14 protein-coding genes and 1 pseudogene are annotated in these 18,629 nt (G+C 68.4%); 10 read left to right on the top strand and 5 right to left on the bottom strand.

Features of this window, described 5'->3' with window-relative positions; translation table 11 throughout:
- Positions 1–21: 21 nt before the first annotated feature.
- Both ACFPLC_RS08910 and ACFPLC_RS08905 read left to right on the top strand, forming a co-directional pair.
- On the top strand, positions 22–198 hold the full coding sequence (locus ACFPLC_RS08910; protein ID WP_378199767.1) for a hypothetical protein: 177 nt from the start codon (positions 22–24) through the stop codon (positions 196–198).
- Positions 199–298: 100 nt separating this feature from the next.
- On the top strand, positions 299–1,501 hold the full coding sequence (locus ACFPLC_RS08905; RefSeq protein ID WP_378199769.1) for a helix-turn-helix domain-containing protein: 1,203 nt from the start codon (positions 299–301) through the stop codon (positions 1,499–1,501).
- A gap of 3 nt (positions 1,502–1,504) precedes the next feature.
- Here the strand turns inward: ACFPLC_RS08905 and ACFPLC_RS08900 are convergent, their stop codons facing one another.
- The gene (locus ACFPLC_RS08900; RefSeq protein ID WP_378235776.1) at positions 1,505–4,420 is read right to left on the bottom strand and encodes an AfsR/SARP family transcriptional regulator; all 2,916 of its coding nucleotides are present in this window, start codon (positions 4,418–4,420) and stop codon (positions 1,505–1,507) included.
- Between the two features lie 147 nt (positions 4,421–4,567).
- Here ACFPLC_RS08900 and ACFPLC_RS08895 point away from each other — a divergent pair, with 147 nt between their 5' ends.
- Both ACFPLC_RS08895 and ACFPLC_RS08890 read left to right on the top strand, forming a co-directional pair.
- The gene (locus ACFPLC_RS08895; RefSeq protein WP_378199774.1) at positions 4,568–5,161 is read left to right on the top strand and encodes a vWA domain-containing protein; all 594 of its coding nucleotides are present in this window, start codon (positions 4,568–4,570) and stop codon (positions 5,159–5,161) included.
- A gap of 40 nt (positions 5,162–5,201) precedes the next feature.
- The gene (locus ACFPLC_RS08890; protein ID WP_378199777.1) at positions 5,202–6,116 is read left to right on the top strand and encodes a hypothetical protein; all 915 of its coding nucleotides are present in this window, start codon (positions 5,202–5,204) and stop codon (positions 6,114–6,116) included.
- A gap of 376 nt (positions 6,117–6,492) precedes the next feature.
- On the opposite strand, the gene ACFPLC_RS08885 is transcribed toward ACFPLC_RS08890, so the two are convergent.
- Complete coding sequence (locus ACFPLC_RS08885) at positions 6,493–6,753, bottom strand: helix-turn-helix domain-containing protein (protein ID WP_378235775.1); 261 nt, start codon at positions 6,751–6,753, stop codon at positions 6,493–6,495.
- Positions 6,754–6,839: 86 nt separating this feature from the next.
- On the bottom strand, positions 6,840–7,577 hold the full coding sequence (locus tag ACFPLC_RS08880) for a sigma-70 RNA polymerase sigma factor region 4 domain-containing protein (RefSeq protein WP_378235774.1): 738 nt from the start codon (positions 7,575–7,577) through the stop codon (positions 6,840–6,842).
- 394 nt (positions 7,578–7,971) lie between these two features.
- On the opposite strand from ACFPLC_RS08880, the pseudogene ACFPLC_RS08875 reads away from it, so the two are divergent.
- Positions 7,972–8,289 (top strand): annotated as a pseudogene (locus ACFPLC_RS08875) (hypothetical protein); the annotation flags it as partial.
- A gap of 70 nt (positions 8,290–8,359) precedes the next feature.
- Here ACFPLC_RS08875 and ACFPLC_RS08870 read toward each other — a convergent pair.
- Positions 8,360–8,641, bottom strand: a complete 282-nt coding sequence (locus ACFPLC_RS08870) for a hypothetical protein (protein WP_378199786.1) — start codon at positions 8,639–8,641, stop codon at positions 8,360–8,362.
- A 249-nt stretch (positions 8,642–8,890) separates the two neighbouring features.
- On the opposite strand from ACFPLC_RS08870, the gene ACFPLC_RS08865 reads away from it, so the two are divergent.
- A complete protein-coding gene (locus ACFPLC_RS08865; protein ID WP_378235773.1) occupies positions 8,891–9,061 on the top strand; it encodes a hypothetical protein in 171 nt (56 codons plus the stop codon).
- 48 nt (positions 9,062–9,109) lie between these two features.
- Here ACFPLC_RS08865 and ACFPLC_RS08860 read toward each other — a convergent pair whose 3' ends face one another.
- Positions 9,110–10,144, bottom strand: coding sequence for a helix-turn-helix domain-containing protein (locus ACFPLC_RS08860; RefSeq protein ID WP_378199788.1), 1,035 nt, complete (start codon positions 10,142–10,144; stop codon positions 9,110–9,112).
- 192 nt (positions 10,145–10,336) lie between these two features.
- Here ACFPLC_RS08860 and ACFPLC_RS08855 point away from each other — a divergent pair, with 192 nt between their 5' ends.
- The 4 genes from ACFPLC_RS08855 to ACFPLC_RS08840 are packed head-to-tail and all read left to right on the top strand — an operon-like array spanning position 10,337 to position 18,466.
- A complete protein-coding gene (locus tag ACFPLC_RS08855) occupies positions 10,337–11,866 on the top strand; it encodes a DUF2397 domain-containing protein (RefSeq protein WP_378199791.1) in 1,530 nt (509 codons plus the stop codon).
- On the top strand, positions 11,863–13,008 hold the full coding sequence (locus tag ACFPLC_RS08850) for a DUF2398 family protein (protein WP_378199794.1): 1,146 nt from the start codon (positions 11,863–11,865) through the stop codon (positions 13,006–13,008). Before ACFPLC_RS08855 ends, ACFPLC_RS08850 begins: the two co-directional genes overlap by 4 nt.
- A complete protein-coding gene (locus ACFPLC_RS08845; RefSeq protein WP_378199797.1) occupies positions 13,005–17,204 on the top strand; it encodes a TIGR02680 family protein in 4,200 nt (1,399 codons plus the stop codon). The genes ACFPLC_RS08850 and ACFPLC_RS08845 overlap by 4 nt, the downstream gene beginning before the upstream one ends.
- A 53-nt stretch (positions 17,205–17,257) precedes the next feature.
- On the top strand, positions 17,258–18,466 hold the full coding sequence (locus ACFPLC_RS08840; RefSeq protein ID WP_378199800.1) for a DUF2399 domain-containing protein: 1,209 nt from the start codon (positions 17,258–17,260) through the stop codon (positions 18,464–18,466).
- Positions 18,467–18,629 lie beyond the last annotated feature (163 nt).

Below are 18,629 nucleotides of genomic sequence, written 5' to 3'. Positions count from 1 at the left end.
TTTTCGCAAGGAGGATTCGTCATGTTCAAAAAGCTGGCCAAAATCGGTGGTCCGGTGCTCGCCCTCTGCATCGTCGTGGCGGCCCCGCTGATCGGCTCCTCGGCGGCGCTCGCGGACGGCGACAGCGGCAGCACGCCCGCGGCGACCAGCACGGCCCCGCCGCCGGCGACCACCGACGGCAACCCCTGGCACGGGTGACGCGTGCCCGGACGGCCGCGGCCACCGCCGCGGCCGTCCGGGCAATTGCGGCGGCCCGCCGTAAATGGTGTACTCGATACCAGTCGGAATGGAGGTCCGCATGCCCGAATCATTTGGTGCGCTGTTGCGGGAATGCCGGGCAGCCGCCGGATTCTCCTTGGGTGAGCTGGCCAGGCGCGTCAACTACAGTAAGAGCTACATCAGCAAGATCGAAAACGACCTGAAGCCGCCGAACCCGATGCTGGCGCGGATCTGCGACAGCGTGCTGGACGCCGGTGGCGCGCTGGTCGAAGCCGCGCACGAGGCGCGGGCGCGTTCCCAGGCCGCGAACACACTGGACCGCCGCCAGATGCTGACCGGTGCGGGAGCGGTGCTCGGCATCGCGCTGGCCGGCGGGCCACGGCCGGTCCTGGACGAGCACGTCGTGACCGGCCTGCGCGCGTCGTTCGAGCAGCTGCGCACGCTCGGCATGCAGACCAGTCCCGCCGTGGTCCTCGAACCGCTCGCCACCCACACCCACACGGTGCACGCGCTGGCCAGGGAAAACCCGGAGCCGATCCGATCACGACTGATGCTGCTCGCCGCGCGGATGGCCGAGTACACCGGATGGCTGAGCCAGGAAGCCGGCCAGGAGCACGACGCGCTGTCGTGGACGCGGCACGCCTCGGAGCTGGCACGCGCCGCCGGCGACCGGGAGATCGCGAGCTACGCGTTCGTCCGGGAAGCGGGGCTGGCCCTCTACCGGCAGGATCCGATCGCGACGATCGACCTGGCCCGGCAGGCGCAGCGGCTCGGCAGAGCCGGTTCGCGGACGTTCGGCCTGGCCGCTCGGCGGGAGGCGCAGGGCCACGCGCTGGCCGGCGACCGGGACGCCTTCGAGCGGGCGATGGACCGAGCCGCCGGTCCGCTGTATGCGTCTACTGTGGACACGGGGGATTACCCGGTGCTCGGCTCGACCGCGCCGGATCCGCTGGCCCTCGCCCGCGGCTGGTCGCTGGCGGACCTCGGCCAGGCCGGCGAAGCGGCGACGCTGCTGGGCGACGAGCTGGCCCGGATCCCCCTCACCAACCGCCGCACCCGGGCGCGGTTTGGCGTCCGCCGGTCCCTGGCGCATGCACTGGACGGCGAAATCGACGAAAGCTGCCGGACGCTGGCCGGGACGATCGACGACGTGGCGCAGGTCGACTCCGCGACCGTGCGCACCGACCTGCGGGAACTGGCCCGGTGCCTCAGCCGGTGGCGCGGCAAGCACGCCGTCCGGGAGATCTACCCCGAACTGAACCGCGTGCTGCACCGGCACTGACCGTCACGGCGAGCAGGCACACTCCAGCGCCGACCGTTCCCGGCGCACCTCGCCGGCCTCCGGTAGTTCGAGCGCGGCGAACTCGGCTTCGGCCGCGGCCCAGTGCGCGATGGCGCCTTCGTGCTCGCCCATGGCGTGCAACGTCTCGGCGACGCCGCGGTGCGCGCGAGCCCGATAGGTGCGGTTACCGTGGCCGTCGGCCAGGTCCAGGGCCGCTTTGCACGCGGTGAGCGCATCCCGGCGGGCGCCGCGGGCCAGCGCGGTGGCGCCGCGGTCGAGGTAGAGCTGGGTGCGGAGGTCGGCGTCCGGCACGTTCGCCGCCACCTCCTTGGCCTTGTCGTGGTAGCGCTCGGCTTGGACGTACCGCCCGCGCTGGCGGTGCACGTTGCCGATGTTGTTCAGCGCGTAGGCCTCGACGCAGTGGTCGCCGACTTCGGCGGCGTAGGCGTGGGCGTCCGTGTAGCTGGCCAGTGCTTCCGCGAGCAGACCCAGTTTTTCCTGCACCGAACCGAGATTGTTGAGGACGTGTGCAGTGCCCTGGACGTGCCCGATCTCGCGCAGGATCCGCGCGGCGGACTCATGCCGGTCCAATGCCACGGCGAAGTTCCCGTGCTGCTCGTTGAGGTAGCCGAGCATGCTCAACGCGTGGGCCTCCCCGCGCGGGTCCTCGGTCTGCTCGTACTTCGCGAGCGCGGCCGTCAGGAGGGCCATAGCCTGGTCGTGCTTGCCCAGTTCCATGGTCGGGATGGCCAGCGCGCACAACGTCGCCGCTTCGCCGCGCGGATCACCGAGGCGTTGCCACTTCGGCAGCGCTTGCGCCGCGAAGTCCAGCGCCTCGGCGTGCTGTCCCCGGCGGTCGTGCGCGGTGGCCAGCCGCAGCAGGACGTGCGCCTCGCCGTAGTCGTCGCCCTCGCCCGCGGAGACGATCTCCCAGGCGAGTTCCAGGGTGGCGATCCAGTCCTCGAACTGGTTCGTCGTGTGGAAGTAGCGCCACAGCAGCACGGCCAGCCGCCACGTGTGCCCGGGCAGGCCGTGTGCGGCGGCGTGGTGGATCGCGGCGACGAGGTTGTCACGTTCGGCGGTGATCCACCGCAGCCCGGCACCGGCGTCGGCGAACACCGGCGTCACCGGGCAGGACCGGTCGGTCGCCGGCAGTTGGGCGCGGTCGAAGGGGTAGGCGGCGGCGACCGCGGCGGCCAGCGCCACCAGGTAGAAGTCGAGCAAGCGCACCAGCGCCTGCTCGGGCGGCGGATCGACGGCGGCGAACTCTTTCAGCGGGTCGAGCATGTGGTACCGCTCGGGTGCGGCCTCCTCCAGGAGGCTGACCTCATGCAGGTCGTTCAGCAGCAGCCGCGCTTCGGCGGGAGTGCAGCCGGCGAGCGCGGCCCCGCCCGCGACGTCGATGTCCGGCCCGGGCATGCTGCCGAGCAGCCCGAACATGACGCGCTGCGGTTCGCCCAGCTGGCGGCAGGACACCCGGACCGCGGCGATGCCGTCGTCCGTGCCCCAGGGACCGCTTTCTGCGAGCAGCCGCAACAGGTGGGAGAGCGGCCACCGGTCGTGTCGCCGGAACAACGCGGCCGCGACGCGGATGGGCATCGGCAGGAAGCCGCAGCGCCTGACGATCGCGGCCACCTCGGCCGCCCGGCCCCGCACCCGCGGCGGGTCGGTCAGGGCGTGGAACAGCTCGGCCGCGTCTTCCGGCGGCAACGGCGAAAGCCGGACGGGCTCGCCGGTGTCCGCGTCGCCCATCCGCCGGCTGGTGACGACGGCCAGGCAGCTGTCCGGCTCGGGCAGCAACGGCCGGATCTGCTCCGGCGACGCGGCGTTGTCCAGCACGACCAGAGTGCGCGTGCCCCACAGCGTGTCCTGGTAGAGCCGGGCCTTCCGGCCGACGGTGGCGGGGATCTGCTCGGCGGGCACGCCGAGTTCGACGAGCAGCTCGGTGAGCGCGTCCCCGACGGTCGTTTCGGCTACGCCGGGGGTGAACCCGTTGAGCCGGACCAGGAGCTGGCCATCGGGGAAGCGCTCGCGCAGGCGGTGCGCCACCTCGATGGCCAGGCCGGACTTGCCGACACCCGGCGCGCCGCTCACCCAGACCGCGCGGCGCCCGGCCGCGGCGGCGGCTTCGAGCGCGGCGATTTCCGCGGCGCGGCCGGTGAACCCACCCGGCCGGGACGGCAGTGAGCTGGGCGGATCGCCGCGTTCGGCCCGCGCGGCGAGCTTGCGCAGTACCGGGCCCGGCTCCATCCGCAGTCCGGCGAGCGCGTCGCGGGTGCTGGTGAACACCCGCAGCGCGCCGACCTGGTCGCCGCCGGCGAGCAGCGCACGCATGAGGAGCGCGGCGTGTTTCTGGCTGGCCGGATCGCTCCGCACGAGCGGCCGCAGCCGGTCGCGCGCGGAGCGGTGGTCACCGGACTCGAGCTCGAGTTCGGCCAGGTCACCGACGGCGTCGGGGTAGCTCTCGTCCGGCGAGATCACCTCGGCACCGCCGACCCGGTCGATGTCGATGTCCTCGAGGAACTTTCCGCGCCACAGACCGACGGCGGTACGCAGCAGCGTGATCGCCCGGCGCGGGTCTTCGGCGCGCACTTCGGTGGCTTCGGCGCGAAGCCGGTCGAAGCGCAGGGTGTCCAGCTGGTCCTCGCCGACCCGCAGCAGGTAGCCGGTCGGCGTCGTCTCGATGCGCACGTCTCCGGCCTCCTGCACGACGTCGCGCAGCCGCTTGATGTAGCTGCGCACCAGCGTCGGCTTGGCCTCGCCTTCGGGCCAGATGATCTCAGCGAGGCGCGTGGACGTCACCGGTTTGTTCGCGCGCAGCAGCAGCACGACGAGGACGAACCGCTGCTGCTGGTCACCCAGCTGCACCGGGGCGCCGTCGTGCCACGCCTCCAGCGGGCCGAGCATCCGAAACTCCACAAAAGCCTCCCCGGCCTCAGCCTGCTGTCTGCTTTTGACATCGCGCAATCGGCCGTAAGGGTTTCGGGAATCCGCATTCCTTGCACGTTCGGTATACGCGCCGTCGGCACACTCCGCCGGTCGATCTGGGGTGAAGGAGAAACCGGTATGGGGTCCGACGTGTTGCCGTGCTACGTGGCCTGCGACGTCTCGCTTTCGATGGCCGACCACATGGACGAGCTGAACACGGGCCTGCGGGAGTTCCGCGGCGCCGTCCACGCGGACGCGTCGGTGGCCGGCCGCGTCCTGTGCAGCGTGGTCGGGTTCGGGGAGCGGCCGCACGTGGTCCAGCGGCTGCTCCCCATGGACGAGCTGGCCGAGCTGCCCGTACCGGGCCCGCGCACCGGGACGAACTTCGGGCCGGCGTTCACGTTCCTGCGCACGGTGATCGACGACGACGTGCTCGCACTGGAACGTCACCGCCTGCACGTCCACCGCCCGCTGGTGTTCTTCCTGTCCGACGGCCAGCCGACGGACCCGCTGGCCTGGCCGCCGGCGTTCGCCGCGTTGACGGACCCGGGCTGGGTGCGCCGGCCCCGAGTGGTGGCCTTCGGGGTGGGCGACGCGGACGCACTGGGCGCCATCGGCACGTTCCGCACCTACCTGTCCCGCGACGGCGTCCGCCTGGGAACGGCGCTGTTCGCCTCGGTGATGCACGTTCTGTCCACTTCCCGTCCACCGACCGGTCGCACGCTGTCCTGAAAGGGGGCCCGGCCATGGAAACGCACTGAAGGAGAGCACCGTGGGGCGCGCTGAGCTGGTTCAGGAGCTGAAGGCCCTCCGCAAGGGACGGGGCCTGCTGGGCAGGGTCGAGGACCGGGTGGGCCCCGGCCTGCGATCGGCCTGTTCGGTTTCGGAGGCGGACGGGACGGTGGCGATCCGCCAGAAGGTGGCCGGTCGACTCGCGGAACTGGCCGCGCACCTTCCGGAGGACCTCAGGGTGACGGTGCTGGCGGCCTTCGCGATCTGTTCGGAGGCACGCCAGCCGCTGTACCAGGAGCGGATCCAATGGGCCGCCCGCCGCGTCGACCGCGACCCGCGTACGGTCCGCCGTCGCGTCGACGAGGCGATCGACCTCCTGGCGGAGCTGGCGACGGGAACGTCCCAGGAGGTCTCTTCGCCGAGCCGGTGGCACACGGCTTCGCTGGGTGTGGCGCTGGTGCTGGACCGGCCCGAGCCAGTGGTGCTGGAGCAGCGCCGGGTGGTCGCGGACCAGGACGGACTACGTGCGCTGGACCTCGCGGTCTCGGGCCCGTCCCGGCAGGACCTGGAGGTGACGGTGCTCTACGGCGGAACGGTGGCCGACCGCGGCATGGAGGCGAGCGACCGTTGGGGATACGAGGTGGAGCTCCCCCGGCCGCTGGCCCGGGGCGAGACGTGGGAGGTGGCGGTCCTGTTCAGGCTGCCCTCGGCGTCGGCCCTCCGGCCGTACCTGGTTTGCGTGCCGCGGCAGCCGTGCGACGCCTTCGACCTCCGCGTCCGCTTCGGGGCACCCCGGGAGGTCCGGACCTTGGACGGCGCGTTCCAGCGGGACGTGTCGGACCCGGGCTACCGCGGACGGCCCCAGGCGGTGGGGCCGTCGGGGGAGCTGCACCTGCGGTTCCAGCACCTCGCGCCGGGGCTGGCGTACGGGGCCCGGTGGGCGGATCGTTCGTGAAGGTGGCCCGGTCCGGGATCGCCAGTTCGAGGAAGGCCGTTCTCCGGCCACGCTTTTGCGTGCGTACAACGCGCGTTGTTCGGTGGCCGCGCATACGACCGCCGGCCGGACTTCATGATCGAGAAACCAGGTGCCCCCGGCAGGATTCGAACCTGCGACACCCGCTTTAGGAGAGCAGGCAACAGCGTTGACTGTGGCCTCTACCTGCAACTTTGTCCTCACGGTTCTCTGTGGTGCCCTCCTGAGCATCGCCAGGCAGCAGCGTTTCGGGTCACGAAATGGGTCATGAGATCCCGGCCGCGCCGCCCGGGCGTGTCGCGGCCTTCCAGGCTCTACGCGGTGCGCGCAGGTCGATCACCCCCGGAGGCGGCGTGGATCACGCCTGAGGTCTCGCGGGTGGAGCCGGCGTGGTGAAGCTGGCCGTGTCGACGACGCTGTTGCTGGTCACGGCGGCTTGCTCGATGTCGTCGATTGCGCGCGCCGGGACGATGATGCGGTTCCGGACTCTGATGGCGGGGAACTCGCCTGCGTGAATTGCCCGGTAGAGGGTCATGGCTGACAGGTTCAGCATCGCTGCAGCCTCGCCGACGCGGTAGAACCGCGGCCGGTCGAGTTCGCGAACTATTTGAGGATCCATGGAATCGGCTTTCTGGAGTGAAACGGAGAGGTCCTCGTCGCTGGTGGTGTCGGCGGCCAGACTTGGCCACCGACACCACCAGGGGTTCATGCAGCGGCGGAATGACGAGTGAGCGACTCCGTCAGTCGCCGCTCGGCTCGTGACAGCTGTTGCCGGAATTGGTAGGAGGAGACACCGCGTTCGTGGGCGACGGATGCGGCTCCCTCGCCGTCGAGCCGTACTCGTCCGATGAGGCTGGCTTCGTCTTCGGTCAAGGTGTCGTCTTTCACGGCTTGTGCCAGGACGAGGTCCGGATGTCCGGTCGTCCGGGCGCGGTACCTGACGAAGGTGCTTTCGTCGTAGGTGGATCGTATTCCGTTGATGCGGTCTTCCCTGCCGCGAGCCTCCAGTCCGTAGCGGTGGGCCATGAACCGCAGGGACGAGTAGAGCATCGGCTTGTCGGGGTCCAGCGAGTTCAGTGCCTGGAGAAAACCTTCGACGATCTCGGCGTCGAAGTCGGCGATGTCGCCGCGGAAGTTGCGGGCGATGCTGCCGGCGACCTTCTTCAGGCCCGGCATCATCAACCCGAGTGCTGCGGTGGTCCAGGGGTCGCCCTGTTCCTGTGCGCGTCGTACGACCTCGCTCCAGACGGCGTTCTTCACGTGGTTGCTGGTCTGGCGCTTGAGGAGGGTGATCCGGAGTTCGTCGAGGGGGATCGGCCGGTCGGGGAGGCCGAATCCGATGACGCGTCCGTCTAGTGACAGTGCTGTCGGCTGCGCGGTCAGCTCGTTGAATCGTCGTTCGATGATCTCCAGTGAGGTGAGCGACCGCTGATGGTCAGGCATTGCGTTGCCTTCCTTGTCGGGGGAGGTCGACACCCCCTAATACGGAATCTGTGGCGTGATCATGAAAGGAATCACTCGATTGTGCGATACCTGCATGGCGTGTCGCTTCGCCGTATTGCTCGATCGTTTGTCTACGTCCTCTGTGTTGAAGGAGAACGGTATGGAGAACAACGCTCTGTTGGGCAACGTGCCAGGGGTTGATCTGAGGGCGCTCGATGCGGCGCAGTGTGGCGGGCATACCTGCGTCCGGTGCGGACGCGTTCCGCTTCATCGAGTTGACTTGAGGCAGTCCGGCGCGGCAGATCTGATCGCCTGTTCCGGCGAGGATGCGGCAATCTGCTCGCGGCCGGTGTTCTGGTTGGCGAAACCGTGCCCGCGGTGATGCAACGGTCTACACGACGATCGCGATGCCGGCCCGGATCGTCGTCACTTCTCCAGCTGGGAGGAGCAGGTGGCCTTGATCTTGGAGGATGCCCAGGAGATGGGCCCGGGGTTGGGGTGGCAGCCCGAGCACGCGGTCGTGAGCCTTGACCAGGGCGACCGCGAGACAGCCCCGCGAATCTGGTTCGGCAAGGGAGAGACCAATCAGGGCTGGCACCTGACCGAAGACGAGGCCCGTCGCCTCGCTGTGGCGTTGACGGCTGCGGCGAACTTGGCTGCAGGTGAGCCGGCCGATCAGTTGCAACTGCCGTTCAGCATTGTCGCGGCGTAGGACGACGAGCTGGCGCGGCATGTCGCACGGCATGCCGCGCCAGCTCAACGCCGGTGCCGTCTGAGTACCCTCAGTGCGCGAGCGAAGCGAGGAGCAGTTCGCCGACCAGTGCGACCGTGTCCGGCGTGGTGTCGGAGCCACTGGGTGTTGTCCTGATGAGGCGCAAGCTCCGCTCGGCGGCCGCCCGGAACCACCGGTCGACGTGCAGCGCTGCGTCCCGTTTCAGCACGACGTCGGCTGCTGCCAGCTGCGCGCGGACGACCGGCCCGGTCTCCTCGTCGAGGGCGAGCCGGACGATGTCGAGCAGGTCGGTCGCTTCCTTGGCGCGGGCGCGGTTCGGTAGCGCCTGCAACTTTGTCGCGATGAGCGGTCCCGGCTCGGCGACCCGGACCGTGTGTTCGCTCGTGGTGCCGCCACCGACTGCACGGATATGCAGCGGGGTCGCCGAGCGCAGAGCCCAGTCGTGACTGAGCAGGTAGAGCCTGTCGGATCCGCTGGGAGATCGTCGAGCTGCTCCTCGCTGACTTCGAGCACATCCACCCGAACATCGCCGGTCGGCGTGGCAACCATCGCGCCCGCTCCATCGACGGCGGTAGCCCCGGTGGCGAGCAGGACATCGAGCTGGCCCGGCTCACCGCCCTGCCGCCGGTTGACCGTGTCGACGTCACTGGTCACCCGATGCGCGGCCGAACCAAGACGCGATAGGACAGCGAGGCCGCCGACCACGGTGATCCTCTGCTCGAGCCGCCGCTCGATCTCCGGAAGCGCCTGAACCAGGGAGGCCGTGACCGGACCGAAGAGCTCCACGTTGCGGGGTTGATCACCAGACACGCGTTACCTCTTGAGGTGGGTTCCACCCTTCGAGGATCTCCCGGCCGCGGCCGGGGTCGGCGGCCAGATCGAGAGCCACGAACAGCGGATGTGCCAGCGGCCACGGAGGCCCATCTGGCGATGCCGAGAATCTCAGGGAACACACCTGAGGCACTGGCGCGATCCGGATGGTTGCCCCACGGGCGGCGTCGGACGTCGGCACGCCCAGGAGAGTTTCGGCCCGGTGTGCCGTCGTCGTGTCGGGAACGTAGAAGTCCGGCGGATAACCGGCCCGGACACCGGCGGGAGCGCCGTAGGCGGCAGCTGCCATCGTGTCCGTCAAGGCCCAGCCGATGCCGGTCGGCGGCTCATCCCTGCCAAGGTGCAACGCACCTGCAATCGTAGGGTCGTCAAGGAGCGCTACTCGCGCCACCGTCGTCTGTGCTGGTCGCCAGGCGCTCGCCGTTTCCCAGAACAGTTCCGGGGTCACCGGCAGTCCCCGGGAGTCGATGAGCTGAGCTTCTCGCAGAGAGTTCATCGCGGCGGAGACAGAACTGGGGGATCTGTGGAGTTCCCGCGCGAGTTGGCGCACGGAACCTGGACGTCCAGGCGCTAGGAGCAGGGCGCAGGCGGCTTCGAGAGCGACTTTACCGGCGAACAGATCGACCGGGCGCGGGACGTCTTGTGCCGCGGGAACTGTGGTATCGACAAGTACGCCTGGGCCGGAAAGATGCAGGTGACCTCGTAGATCGAGCCAACTCCAGCCCCGCTCTCGGAGTACCTCGCGCGCGGCTGCCACTATCCGATCGGCGACGAGCAGGTGAGCGGAGACGTGCGAACGCTCGCATGAACGTCGACGAAGCTGGTTCACCAGTGAGTCGGGTGTCGCAGTCGCGGCAACTTCGACCTCGATGTCCAGTGGCACGCCGTTTATTTCCAGCGTCAAGTCGGCTTCGGGGCTCTCCGCCGCGATCTTGGCCGTGATGCCGGCAGCGGTGAACGCAGCGATCGCTGCATCGATGGCACCGCGACGGTCGACGGACATGGTAAGACCATCTCAAGTGTTCGGTGTTCGGTCAAGCGAGAACGCCGAACAGCTAAGTTCTGTCCTGATAGTAATTGAATAATTACGATTAGTAGCCATCTCGAGTGATGGACCAGGTAGAAGTTTTCGCCACAACGGGTGGTGTGTCGCTGCGCTTCCCAATCTGGTCCTCCAGCTCCGTACGCTGGCGCTGTGGTGGACGACGAGATGCCCGAGGCCGAGGTATCCGCCGAACTCTGGTCGGTCCTCCTGCCCGGACAGGAGCTGGTTCCGGCCTACCTGACCTCCCGGTTCGCCGCTCAGTATCGCGTGATCGTCGAGGTTCTGCTGGCCGAGCAGGACACCAGGTTGACCGGGTTGTCCCACGATGAGGTCGCCACAGGCGTACGAGACCACCTCGCTGCCCGGGTATCGAGCGAGACTGTCGACCGCTTGCTTGCTCCCGAGGTCCTGCACCTCGATGCGCGCATGGACCGGCTCGTCCAGTGGCAGGTGGTGACGCGCTGGCAGGAGCCCGCACGATCCGGTGAGGACTTCCTGCGCCGGCGCGACCGGTACCAGCTCACACCGCGAGCGGCCGCCCTCCACCTTTTCTGGTCGTCGGCTGACGACGCCGAAGATGGCGCCGGTGACTTGACTTTGGCACCTCGTGCCATTCACGAACGACTGGCGGCTTTCGCTGAGGCGATCCGCCAAGCCGTTTACACCACTGCGGCCACGGAGTTCCAGCAGGTCGGTGCCATGCATCAGGCAATGGCCACCGCGGCCCGCGGCTGGCAGCGCGCGTTGGCGCACGCCTTGTCCGGCGGGCCGGATGCGGGGAAGCAGGACCTGCTCTGGCAGACGCTGAGCTCATACATCGGTATGTGGGGAGAGCAGGTCGACGTCCACACGCCGCGGATCGCACAATTGCTGGTCGAACTCGACCCGCTGCTCACCCCGGAGGTATGGCGCGGGTGTGCGCGTGCCGCACTGGACACGGAAGTGAGCGAGGAAATCGTGCTGTCCCAAGCACAGCGCTGGGAGCACACGTGGGAGGCACTCGGATCCTGGTTCCGCGGCGCCGATGGCCAAGCTCGGAAACTGCGGCGCCAGTTGCGCGACCTCGTCGCACCATGGGCGCGGAACATGAACCTCCTGCTGGACACCGGAGGAGCGGTAACCCGGCGCGCCGAACTGCTGGCTCTGGCTGTCGCGATCGAACGCGCCCCAGACGACGAAGCCGCGTGGCGGCTATGGGACACAGCCGCCACGGCCTTCTCCGCGCGGCATCTGCTCCTTGCTCCGGACTCCGTCGATGAGCATGAGCTGAGCTGGAGTCGGGTTCCGCCCGCGCCAGTCACGGCCCGGTTCCGGGAACAGGGCGCGCGAGCTGCCGTCGGCCGGCGGACCAGAATCCCCGACTATACGACGGGCAAGGCCGAGGCCAGGCGCGCGAGGCTGGCCGCCCAGGCCGCTCGTGCCGGCGCAGAGGCTGGATTGCGGCAACGCTCCGGAACCGACGTGGCCGGATGGAGCGAACTCACCGATGCTGAACTGGACCTCTTGCTGGAGTTCATCGGTGTGGTGCGGCGCACGCGTTCGGAGACGGCGGTGACCGGAGACGGGCGCTGGCAGATCACCTTGCGTCGGCCGTCGAGCGAGGCGGACACCACGATGCTGCAGGCCGGCAGCGGCAGCATGGCCACCCTCAACTGGCACTTCCGGATGGAACCCGCATGAACCGCGACGCGGCGGAGAGGCAACGAGCCTTCACCGCCCTGCTCCGGTCACCGGTCCTCGACCGGTTCAGCAATCCGGCAGTGTGGCCGCTGGTGCGGATTCACCGGGCGGTGCTGGGTGAGTGGTTCGCGCATCGGCTGGGTTATCGGCTGGTCGTGACGGATTCGGCGGCGCGTCTATTCCGGCTGCCGCTCGAGGGCCGGGTGCTTGCGCCACGGCGGTTTCGGCCGCCGGCCCGCAGGGTGCTCGTACTGGCCGTCCTCGGCGCCGCGGCAGCCGAGGACGCGGAGGACATCACCACTACACAGGATCTTTCCGACCGGGTGAGGGCGCTCGCTGCGCACGAGGACGTCACGCTTGCGCCCTACGATCCCGATCGGTTCGCCGAGCGCATGCTCTTCGCCAAGGCTGTGCAGCTCCTGGTGTCCGTGGGCGCGTTGCGGCCGACCGGCCGTGACGACGAGGAGCAGCGTGAAGGATGGGCACACCGCCGCGACGCGATCGGCGGTGCGTATGAAGTCCGTCGCGAACTGCTGCTGCGCATGGTGGACCCCGTTTCTCTGCGTGCCGCGCTGACCGAAGGGCACGATGGCGGACCGCCCCACGAGTCATCGGCCCGGTTCGGGCTGATGCGCCGGCTGCTCGAACTACCGGTGGTGCTCTACGAGGATCTCACGGACGCCGAGCGGGTCTATCTGACGAGCCAGCGTCACCGGGTGCTGGCGTGGTGCGCGGAAATGACCGGGTGGCCGGTCGAGCAGCGAGCCGAGGGAATGGCGCTGATCGCCGCCGAGGAACAGGACACCGATCTGCCGTTCCCGAGGCTGCGGGCGGCGGATTTTGCTGCTCTCATGGTGCTTGACGAGCTCATTCGCGGACACGGTGCAGGCAGTGTCGTCACAGCTGACGACCTGGGAAGGGCGGCCGCCGAGGTCAGGGCGAGGCACGCCAAGGCGATGACCAACGAGCTGCGGACGGACGATGCGGTGGAGTCCATTGCTCGTGACACTCTCGTCGCCCTGGATCTGATGCGGCCTACGGGAACCCCGGACAGGTGGCGCCTGAGCGCAGCAGCGGCACGTTACCGTGATCCTCGGGTGGTGGCCGTGAACGCGAGGCTGGACGAGGAGGGAATGGGGTGACGCAGGAGCAACCGGACGGCGAGCGGTGGTTGTCGGCCGCGGTGGCAGGCGGGCTTCCTGAACCGACGCGTTCCCGGTGGCAGCCACTGCGAGCAGGCATCATCAATCTGTGGGAATACGATCAGGCGGAATTCTGGTTCGCCGATGGCCGCCTGGTTCTTCGTGGTGGCAATGGTGCAGGCAAGACGAAGGTGCTCGAGCTGACAACGTTGATGTTGCTGCGCGGCGAAATCGGTCCGTCCGTGCTTGATCCCTTCGGTTCCCAGCACCGGACGATGCGCTTCAACCTGCTGCCCACGGGCGAGGACGACGATCCGCGGCCGATGTCGGATGCAGGTCTGGGCTACGCGTGGGTCGAGTTCGGCAGGGTCGACGACAACGGAGCACCGCAGTTCTTCGTGTGTGGTCTCGGAGTGAGTGCTCGTCGCGGGAGCGGAACATCCGGGGTGACCACCTGGCATCTGATCACTCACCTACGTCCGGGGCGAGATTTGCGCCTGTGCGTGGCTGATCGGCCACTGGACCAGAAAGAACTCAAGAAGGTTGCCGGGGTCACGGTGCCCGAAAGCGCCACCCGGTACCGGGCCAGGCTGGCCGCCGAGTTGTTCGGGCTGAGCTCCGATGCCTACGACAACTTGACCGAGTTGCTCAAGCAGCTGCGCAGGCCGAAGCTCGGCGAGCGGCTCAACCCGGCAAGCCTCGCCGAGACCCTTCGTGCGGCCCTGCCCCCGCTCGCGAGCACGGAGATCACGCAACTGGCGGACGGGTGGGACAACCTCAAGAAACTCCGGGAGGCGGTGGAGGAGACCCGCGCGGCCGCGGTCAAGGTGGCCGGCTTCGTCCGGAGCGGTTGGACTCCGTGGGCGCGCACGGTGGTCCGCCGTCGCGCTGACGCACTGAGTTCGGCGACCACCCGGCTGGACGACACCACCAAGGACCGCCGAACCGCTGAGAACGGTCTTTCCCAAGCCCGCGGGAAAGTCGAGAAGCTGCGCAGCGAGTCGACTGATACGCGGACGCGACGTCAGGACCTCAGCACCGAACTGCGCGAACTGCTGGACAGCCAAGCATTCAAGGATGCCGTGAGTGCGGCGAGCCGCGCCGAGTCGCTCAGGGAACAACTCGACGGCCTCCAGGAGCAATACAAGGGTGGCGAAGAAAGGTTTCGCGCGGCGGAGGGCGAACTGTCCGAAGCCGCCGGGGAAGCAGCCAAGGCCACGGCCGATGTCGAGCAATCCGAGTCCGAAACGGCGCGAGCGGCCGAGCGCGTGCAGAGCTCGGCGCAACCGGCTGGGCTGCAAGGCTCCGCAGCCCGGCATCTGCCTGTCCGCGACGTCGCTGCTCTCCGAGCAGAACTCTCGATACGGCGGGAGCGTTTCGAACGGCTGAGTAGCCTGCATGGGACGTTTGACCAGGCCGAGCAGGCGGCGGAGCGGTCCGCCGAGACGCTGTCGGATCGCCAGGCGGACCTCGATGAAGCTTTGGAGCAGCGGGAAGCAGCACGTGACGACGTCTCGACGGCAGTGGACACGTTGCGCAGAGAGATCAGAGAGTGGAACGAAGGAGCTGTCTTCGTCAAAGCCGACGAGCGGACGGTTGAGGACTGGTGTGATCTGGCGGCCGAGCTGACCATTGTGGACCCTTCGGAAACGCGACGATCTTCCCCGGCGACCGCAATTGCCAAGCACGTCGGCGAAGTTCGCGACACACTGCGATCTCGACGTGTCACCCGCGAACACGAGCGCGATGGTCTTGTCGAAGAACGTGTGAGTGTCGAGGCGGACCTCGAAGGTGTACTGAACCGGGCCGAGCGTTTGCCTGCGCCGCCAGATCTCTGGCGACGGCGTGACCGGCCGGGACCTGACGACGGTTTGGGTGCGCCGTTCTGGCGGTGTGTTCAGCCAACCGACGAGGTCGGGGCGGTGGAATTGGACCTTCTGGAAGCGACGCTTGCCGCGGCAGGCGTTCTCGACGCGTGGTTCAGCGCTGATGGCCGGCTGACGGCGATCTCCGGCGGAGGGCCTGCAGACACGCTGATCCTGGAAGGAAAGGTGAAGCCGGACACCAACCTGACCGCGGTACTCGAGCCGACACCGGCTGGGGGCGTTTCGGCTCACACCATCCGAGCAGTGCTGACTGCCATCGGCTGGCACGACTCCCGGCCGGCACCTGCGGACACTGCCGGCACCTGGATGGCGGCGGACGGAACCTGGCAAAGCGCTGCGTTGACCGGTCGTGCCGAGGTCACCCGGCCCGCGTCCTATCTCGGCGCAACTGCGCGAGAGGATGCCCGGCAACGCGAGATCGCGCGACTGCGGGCACGGTTGGCAATGCTGGATTCCGCAATCATCGAAATCGACGGTCGGTTGCAACAGCTCGACGACGACTTGAGAAGCATCGCCGATGAGGTCGTGAGGATTCCCCCGGAGCGGCCGGTGACGGATGCCGTCACGAGGCTGCGTGAACGAGAACTGCGTGCCGGCGACCTGGAACACAAAGTGACTGCTGTTCGGGAGATTCATCGGAAGAACGAGGAAGCTCGTGACATTGCGTGGGCGGCTTTTTCGGGTTACGCGGGCGAGCACTCCTTCCCCATCACCGACCTGGCTCGCCACGGAGCGGCCATACAGACCTACCAGGACGCGGTAAGCGAACTGGCTCGTCGCGTCGAGGTGCTCGGCTTACAGGTAGCTACCCTCGAGCGAGCGAAACGGGAACTGGCTTCGGCAGAAGAGCGCCGCTCAGTGATCAACGCCGAGCTTGAGGTCCTGCGTACTCGTCGACGCCAGACCGAAGTTCGGCTGCGCACCGCCGAAGCGGCGCTCACCACTGACATCCGCGCCCAGCTGGACCGTCGCACCAAGCTCGACGAACTGCTGACGCAAGTGGATCAGGAGCTCGAACGCCTCAGCGAAGCGCGGGTACAGGCCGAGGCTGCGGTCGCACGAGCAGAGGAAACCCTCACCCAGCACGAGGAACGGCGTCGAACAGCGGAACAACTTCGAGACACCGCGCTGTCGGCGTGGTGGGAGATCTTCGACGCAGGGTTGGCACAGCCTCTCGGACTGGGGGAACCGGAGCGCAGGACGGTCGAAGCCGGCCGGGATTCGGCCCGCGCAGCCCGCCGCGAACTCCCCGACGCGGGTGACGAGGACCGAGCCTGGCGTCAGTGCTACAGCAAGCTGGAAACGCTGCGGCAGGACCTCTTGCCGGACCGGGACGCCCGGGTCCTGGAAGCCGACCGCGACGGCGCTGTCCAGCGGGTCGCCGTCCTCGCCGACAGCGCCGCCGGCTGGCAGGCGCCGTCGGAATCCGCGGAGCTGCTCGCCGACCAGGTTCGCGCGCAGGAGGCAGCGTTCGACTCGGAGCAGCAACGGGTCCTGACGACCCTGCTCGGCTCGGCGTTCATCGAGCACCTCAAGGACAGGCTCGACTACACGGCTCGGACGTTTACCGGCATCAACAAGCAGCTGACCAGTCACCCCACCCGCCACGGCAACACCGTGCAGCTGAAATGGGAACCCGACCCCGCCGACCCGGACGCGGGGACCGTCGTCGACGCGCTGACGCAGGGCTATCAGCAGCTCTCACCGGCCCGGCAGGAGACAGTACGTTCGTTCCTTGCCCGCAAGATCGACGCGGCTCGGGCGGACGCCTTGGCAGAGGGTGGCGCTGACTGGAGGGAGCAGCTGTCCAGTGCGCTCGACTACCGCGGCTGGCTGAAGATTTCACTCCAGTATCGGTCCGGCTCGACCAGCCGCTGGGCCCCGTTCGACGCGGCCAAGCACGGCGCCAAGTCGGGCGGCGAGAAAGTTGTCCTGCTCTCCCAGCCACTCTTCGCCGCCGCAGTCGTTGCTTACAACGCCGCTGGCGAACTCGCGCCCCGCTGCGTCTGGCTGGACGAGGCGATGACCGGCGTGGACGAAGAGATCAAGGCGTCGTTCATGGGCCTGACGGTGAACTTCGATCTGGACGTGATGCTGACCGCGCACGACGAGTGGTGCAAGTACCCGTCGGTACCGGCAGTCGCTGTGTACGATCTGGCCCGGCACAAGGGGCTGCCAGGCGTCGACGCGATTCCTTACCTATGGTGCGGCGGTGAATGGACCGCCGTTGCCCTCCCGGTGGCCGACGCGCGTGCCGACGAATCGCTGTTGTCAGCCGAAGGCCTGTTCGCGGACTTGGACACCGACTGATGGTCATACCGCCTGGAATCGCGGACTGGGCGCGGAAGCCAGGCCCTGCGGCCGTGCTCGACGCCGTCCAGCTGCGCATCCGGCGTGAACAGCGCACCGAGGTCGGACCCCTCACCACGCTGAAGCTGACCACCGAGCAACGCCGGGACATTGCCTTGCTGCTGGGAACGCGCTGGGAACTGTCGAACAGGCCCGTCCGGCTCCAGGACCTCGCGGCGAAGCTCGCCGAACATCGGCTCACGGTGCGCGGCCTCGTGGAGTCGCTGCGTGGCCCGATCGAGCCGGACCGGGCTCGCCGCGACCGAGCCCGGAATGTCATCGCCGCCGAGATGGAGCGCGCAGCGGGAAGCCTGACCGCGGCAGGTGTGGTACCGCCGGTGGTGGAGCAGTGGCTGGCGGACACGGGTCTACCACGTCCTGGTGAAGGAGCTTTGGCGGCGTTGGCCGAGGAAGTCTCGGAGGTCGTGACCCACCTTCGAGGCATCGAGGGGAAGATCCGGCTCGCGCAGCTGGCTGCGGATGTTCGCAATGATGCTCATGCCCTCGACTCCGATCGGTTGCTGGGGCGAGCGGTAGCGCGGCTTCTGGCCATCGTCCATGAGCTTCCGCGCCCGCAGCGAGCGGGCCGGGCTTGGCGTGCAGCATGGGCAGCCGCCAGGGTGGTCTGCGACGGTGTGTCGTCCCGCGTTTTGGTCTTGAACCTCCCCCTGACCGGCGATGCCGCGGCTGCTCAGCTGTGTGCAGCGGCTCCAGGCGAGCCGATCTGGCTGACCCTCCGGTCCCTGACCGGCAGCTGGACAGCGCCGGCCGGCGACGTCTTCGTTTGCGAGAACCCGACCGTCGCCGAGGCCGCCGCGGACGCTCTCGGCCCGAGTTGCCCACCCTTGGTCTGCACGGACGGGATTGCGTCCGGTGCCGCACTCGACCTGCTCGCCGGTCTCAGCGGAGCCGGTTGCGTCATCCATGCGAGGGCCGACTTTGACCCCTCGGGATTCGTCATCGCCGACCAAGTACTGTCCGTGGCCCCGCGAGCGTTGTCGTGGCGTTTTGATCTCCGGACTTATCTGCGCGAGTGCGGAATCCATAGTGATCACATGGTCACAGCGGGTCTCGAAGCCGCGGCTGCCGCCTTGGCCCACGGTTACCGTTCGGTCAATGCGCCGGTGCACGAGGAGCGAATCCTCGCCAGTCTCCTCGATGACCTCCGGCATGGCGGCGGAGAGCCCACCGTGCGCAATTGCGTACGTGACAGCAGCCTGTGACGACCATGCGTGATGTGCTGGGGCGGGGACATACTTCACCCAGGTCGACCGGCTATCACGGCAAGCCGTCGGCGAACCCTTCCTCAAGGACACTCGGGCACCAGTGGCGCATTGTCGGCGAGCAGGCGCCACGCCGGGGCGTTGCGGCTCAGGAAGTCAAGGT

This window comes from Amycolatopsis plumensis, from assembly GCF_042652605.1.
GTDB lineage: Bacteria > Actinomycetota > Actinomycetes > Mycobacteriales > Pseudonocardiaceae > Amycolatopsis > Amycolatopsis plumensis.
This window is presented reverse-complemented; position numbering and strand designations above follow the sequence as displayed.

What these genes read in the sequence shown, in the direction of transcription:
- ACFPLC_RS08910 (WP_378199767.1), top strand. Translation starts at nt 22, where the DNA reads ATGTTCAAAAAGCTGGCCAAAATCGGTGGTCCGGTGCTCGCCCTCTGC.
- ACFPLC_RS08905 (WP_378199769.1), top strand. Translation starts at nt 299, where the DNA reads ATGCCCGAATCATTTGGTGCGCTGTTGCGGGAATGCCGGGCAGCCGCC.
- ACFPLC_RS08895 (WP_378199774.1), top strand. Translation starts at nt 4,568, where the DNA reads ATGGGGTCCGACGTGTTGCCGTGCTACGTGGCCTGCGACGTCTCGCTT.
- ACFPLC_RS08885 (WP_378235775.1), bottom strand. Translation starts at nt 6,753, where the DNA reads ATGGATCCTCAAATAGTTCGCGAACTCGACCGGCCGCGGTTCTACCGC.
- ACFPLC_RS08880 (WP_378235774.1), bottom strand. Translation starts at nt 7,577, where the DNA reads ATGCCTGACCATCAGCGGTCGCTCACCTCACTGGAGATCATCGAACGA.
- ACFPLC_RS08860 (WP_378199788.1), bottom strand. Translation starts at nt 10,144, where the DNA reads ATGTCCGTCGACCGTCGCGGTGCCATCGATGCAGCGATCGCTGCGTTC.
- ACFPLC_RS08850 (WP_378199794.1), top strand. Translation starts at nt 11,863, where the DNA reads ATGAACCGCGACGCGGCGGAGAGGCAACGAGCCTTCACCGCCCTGCTC.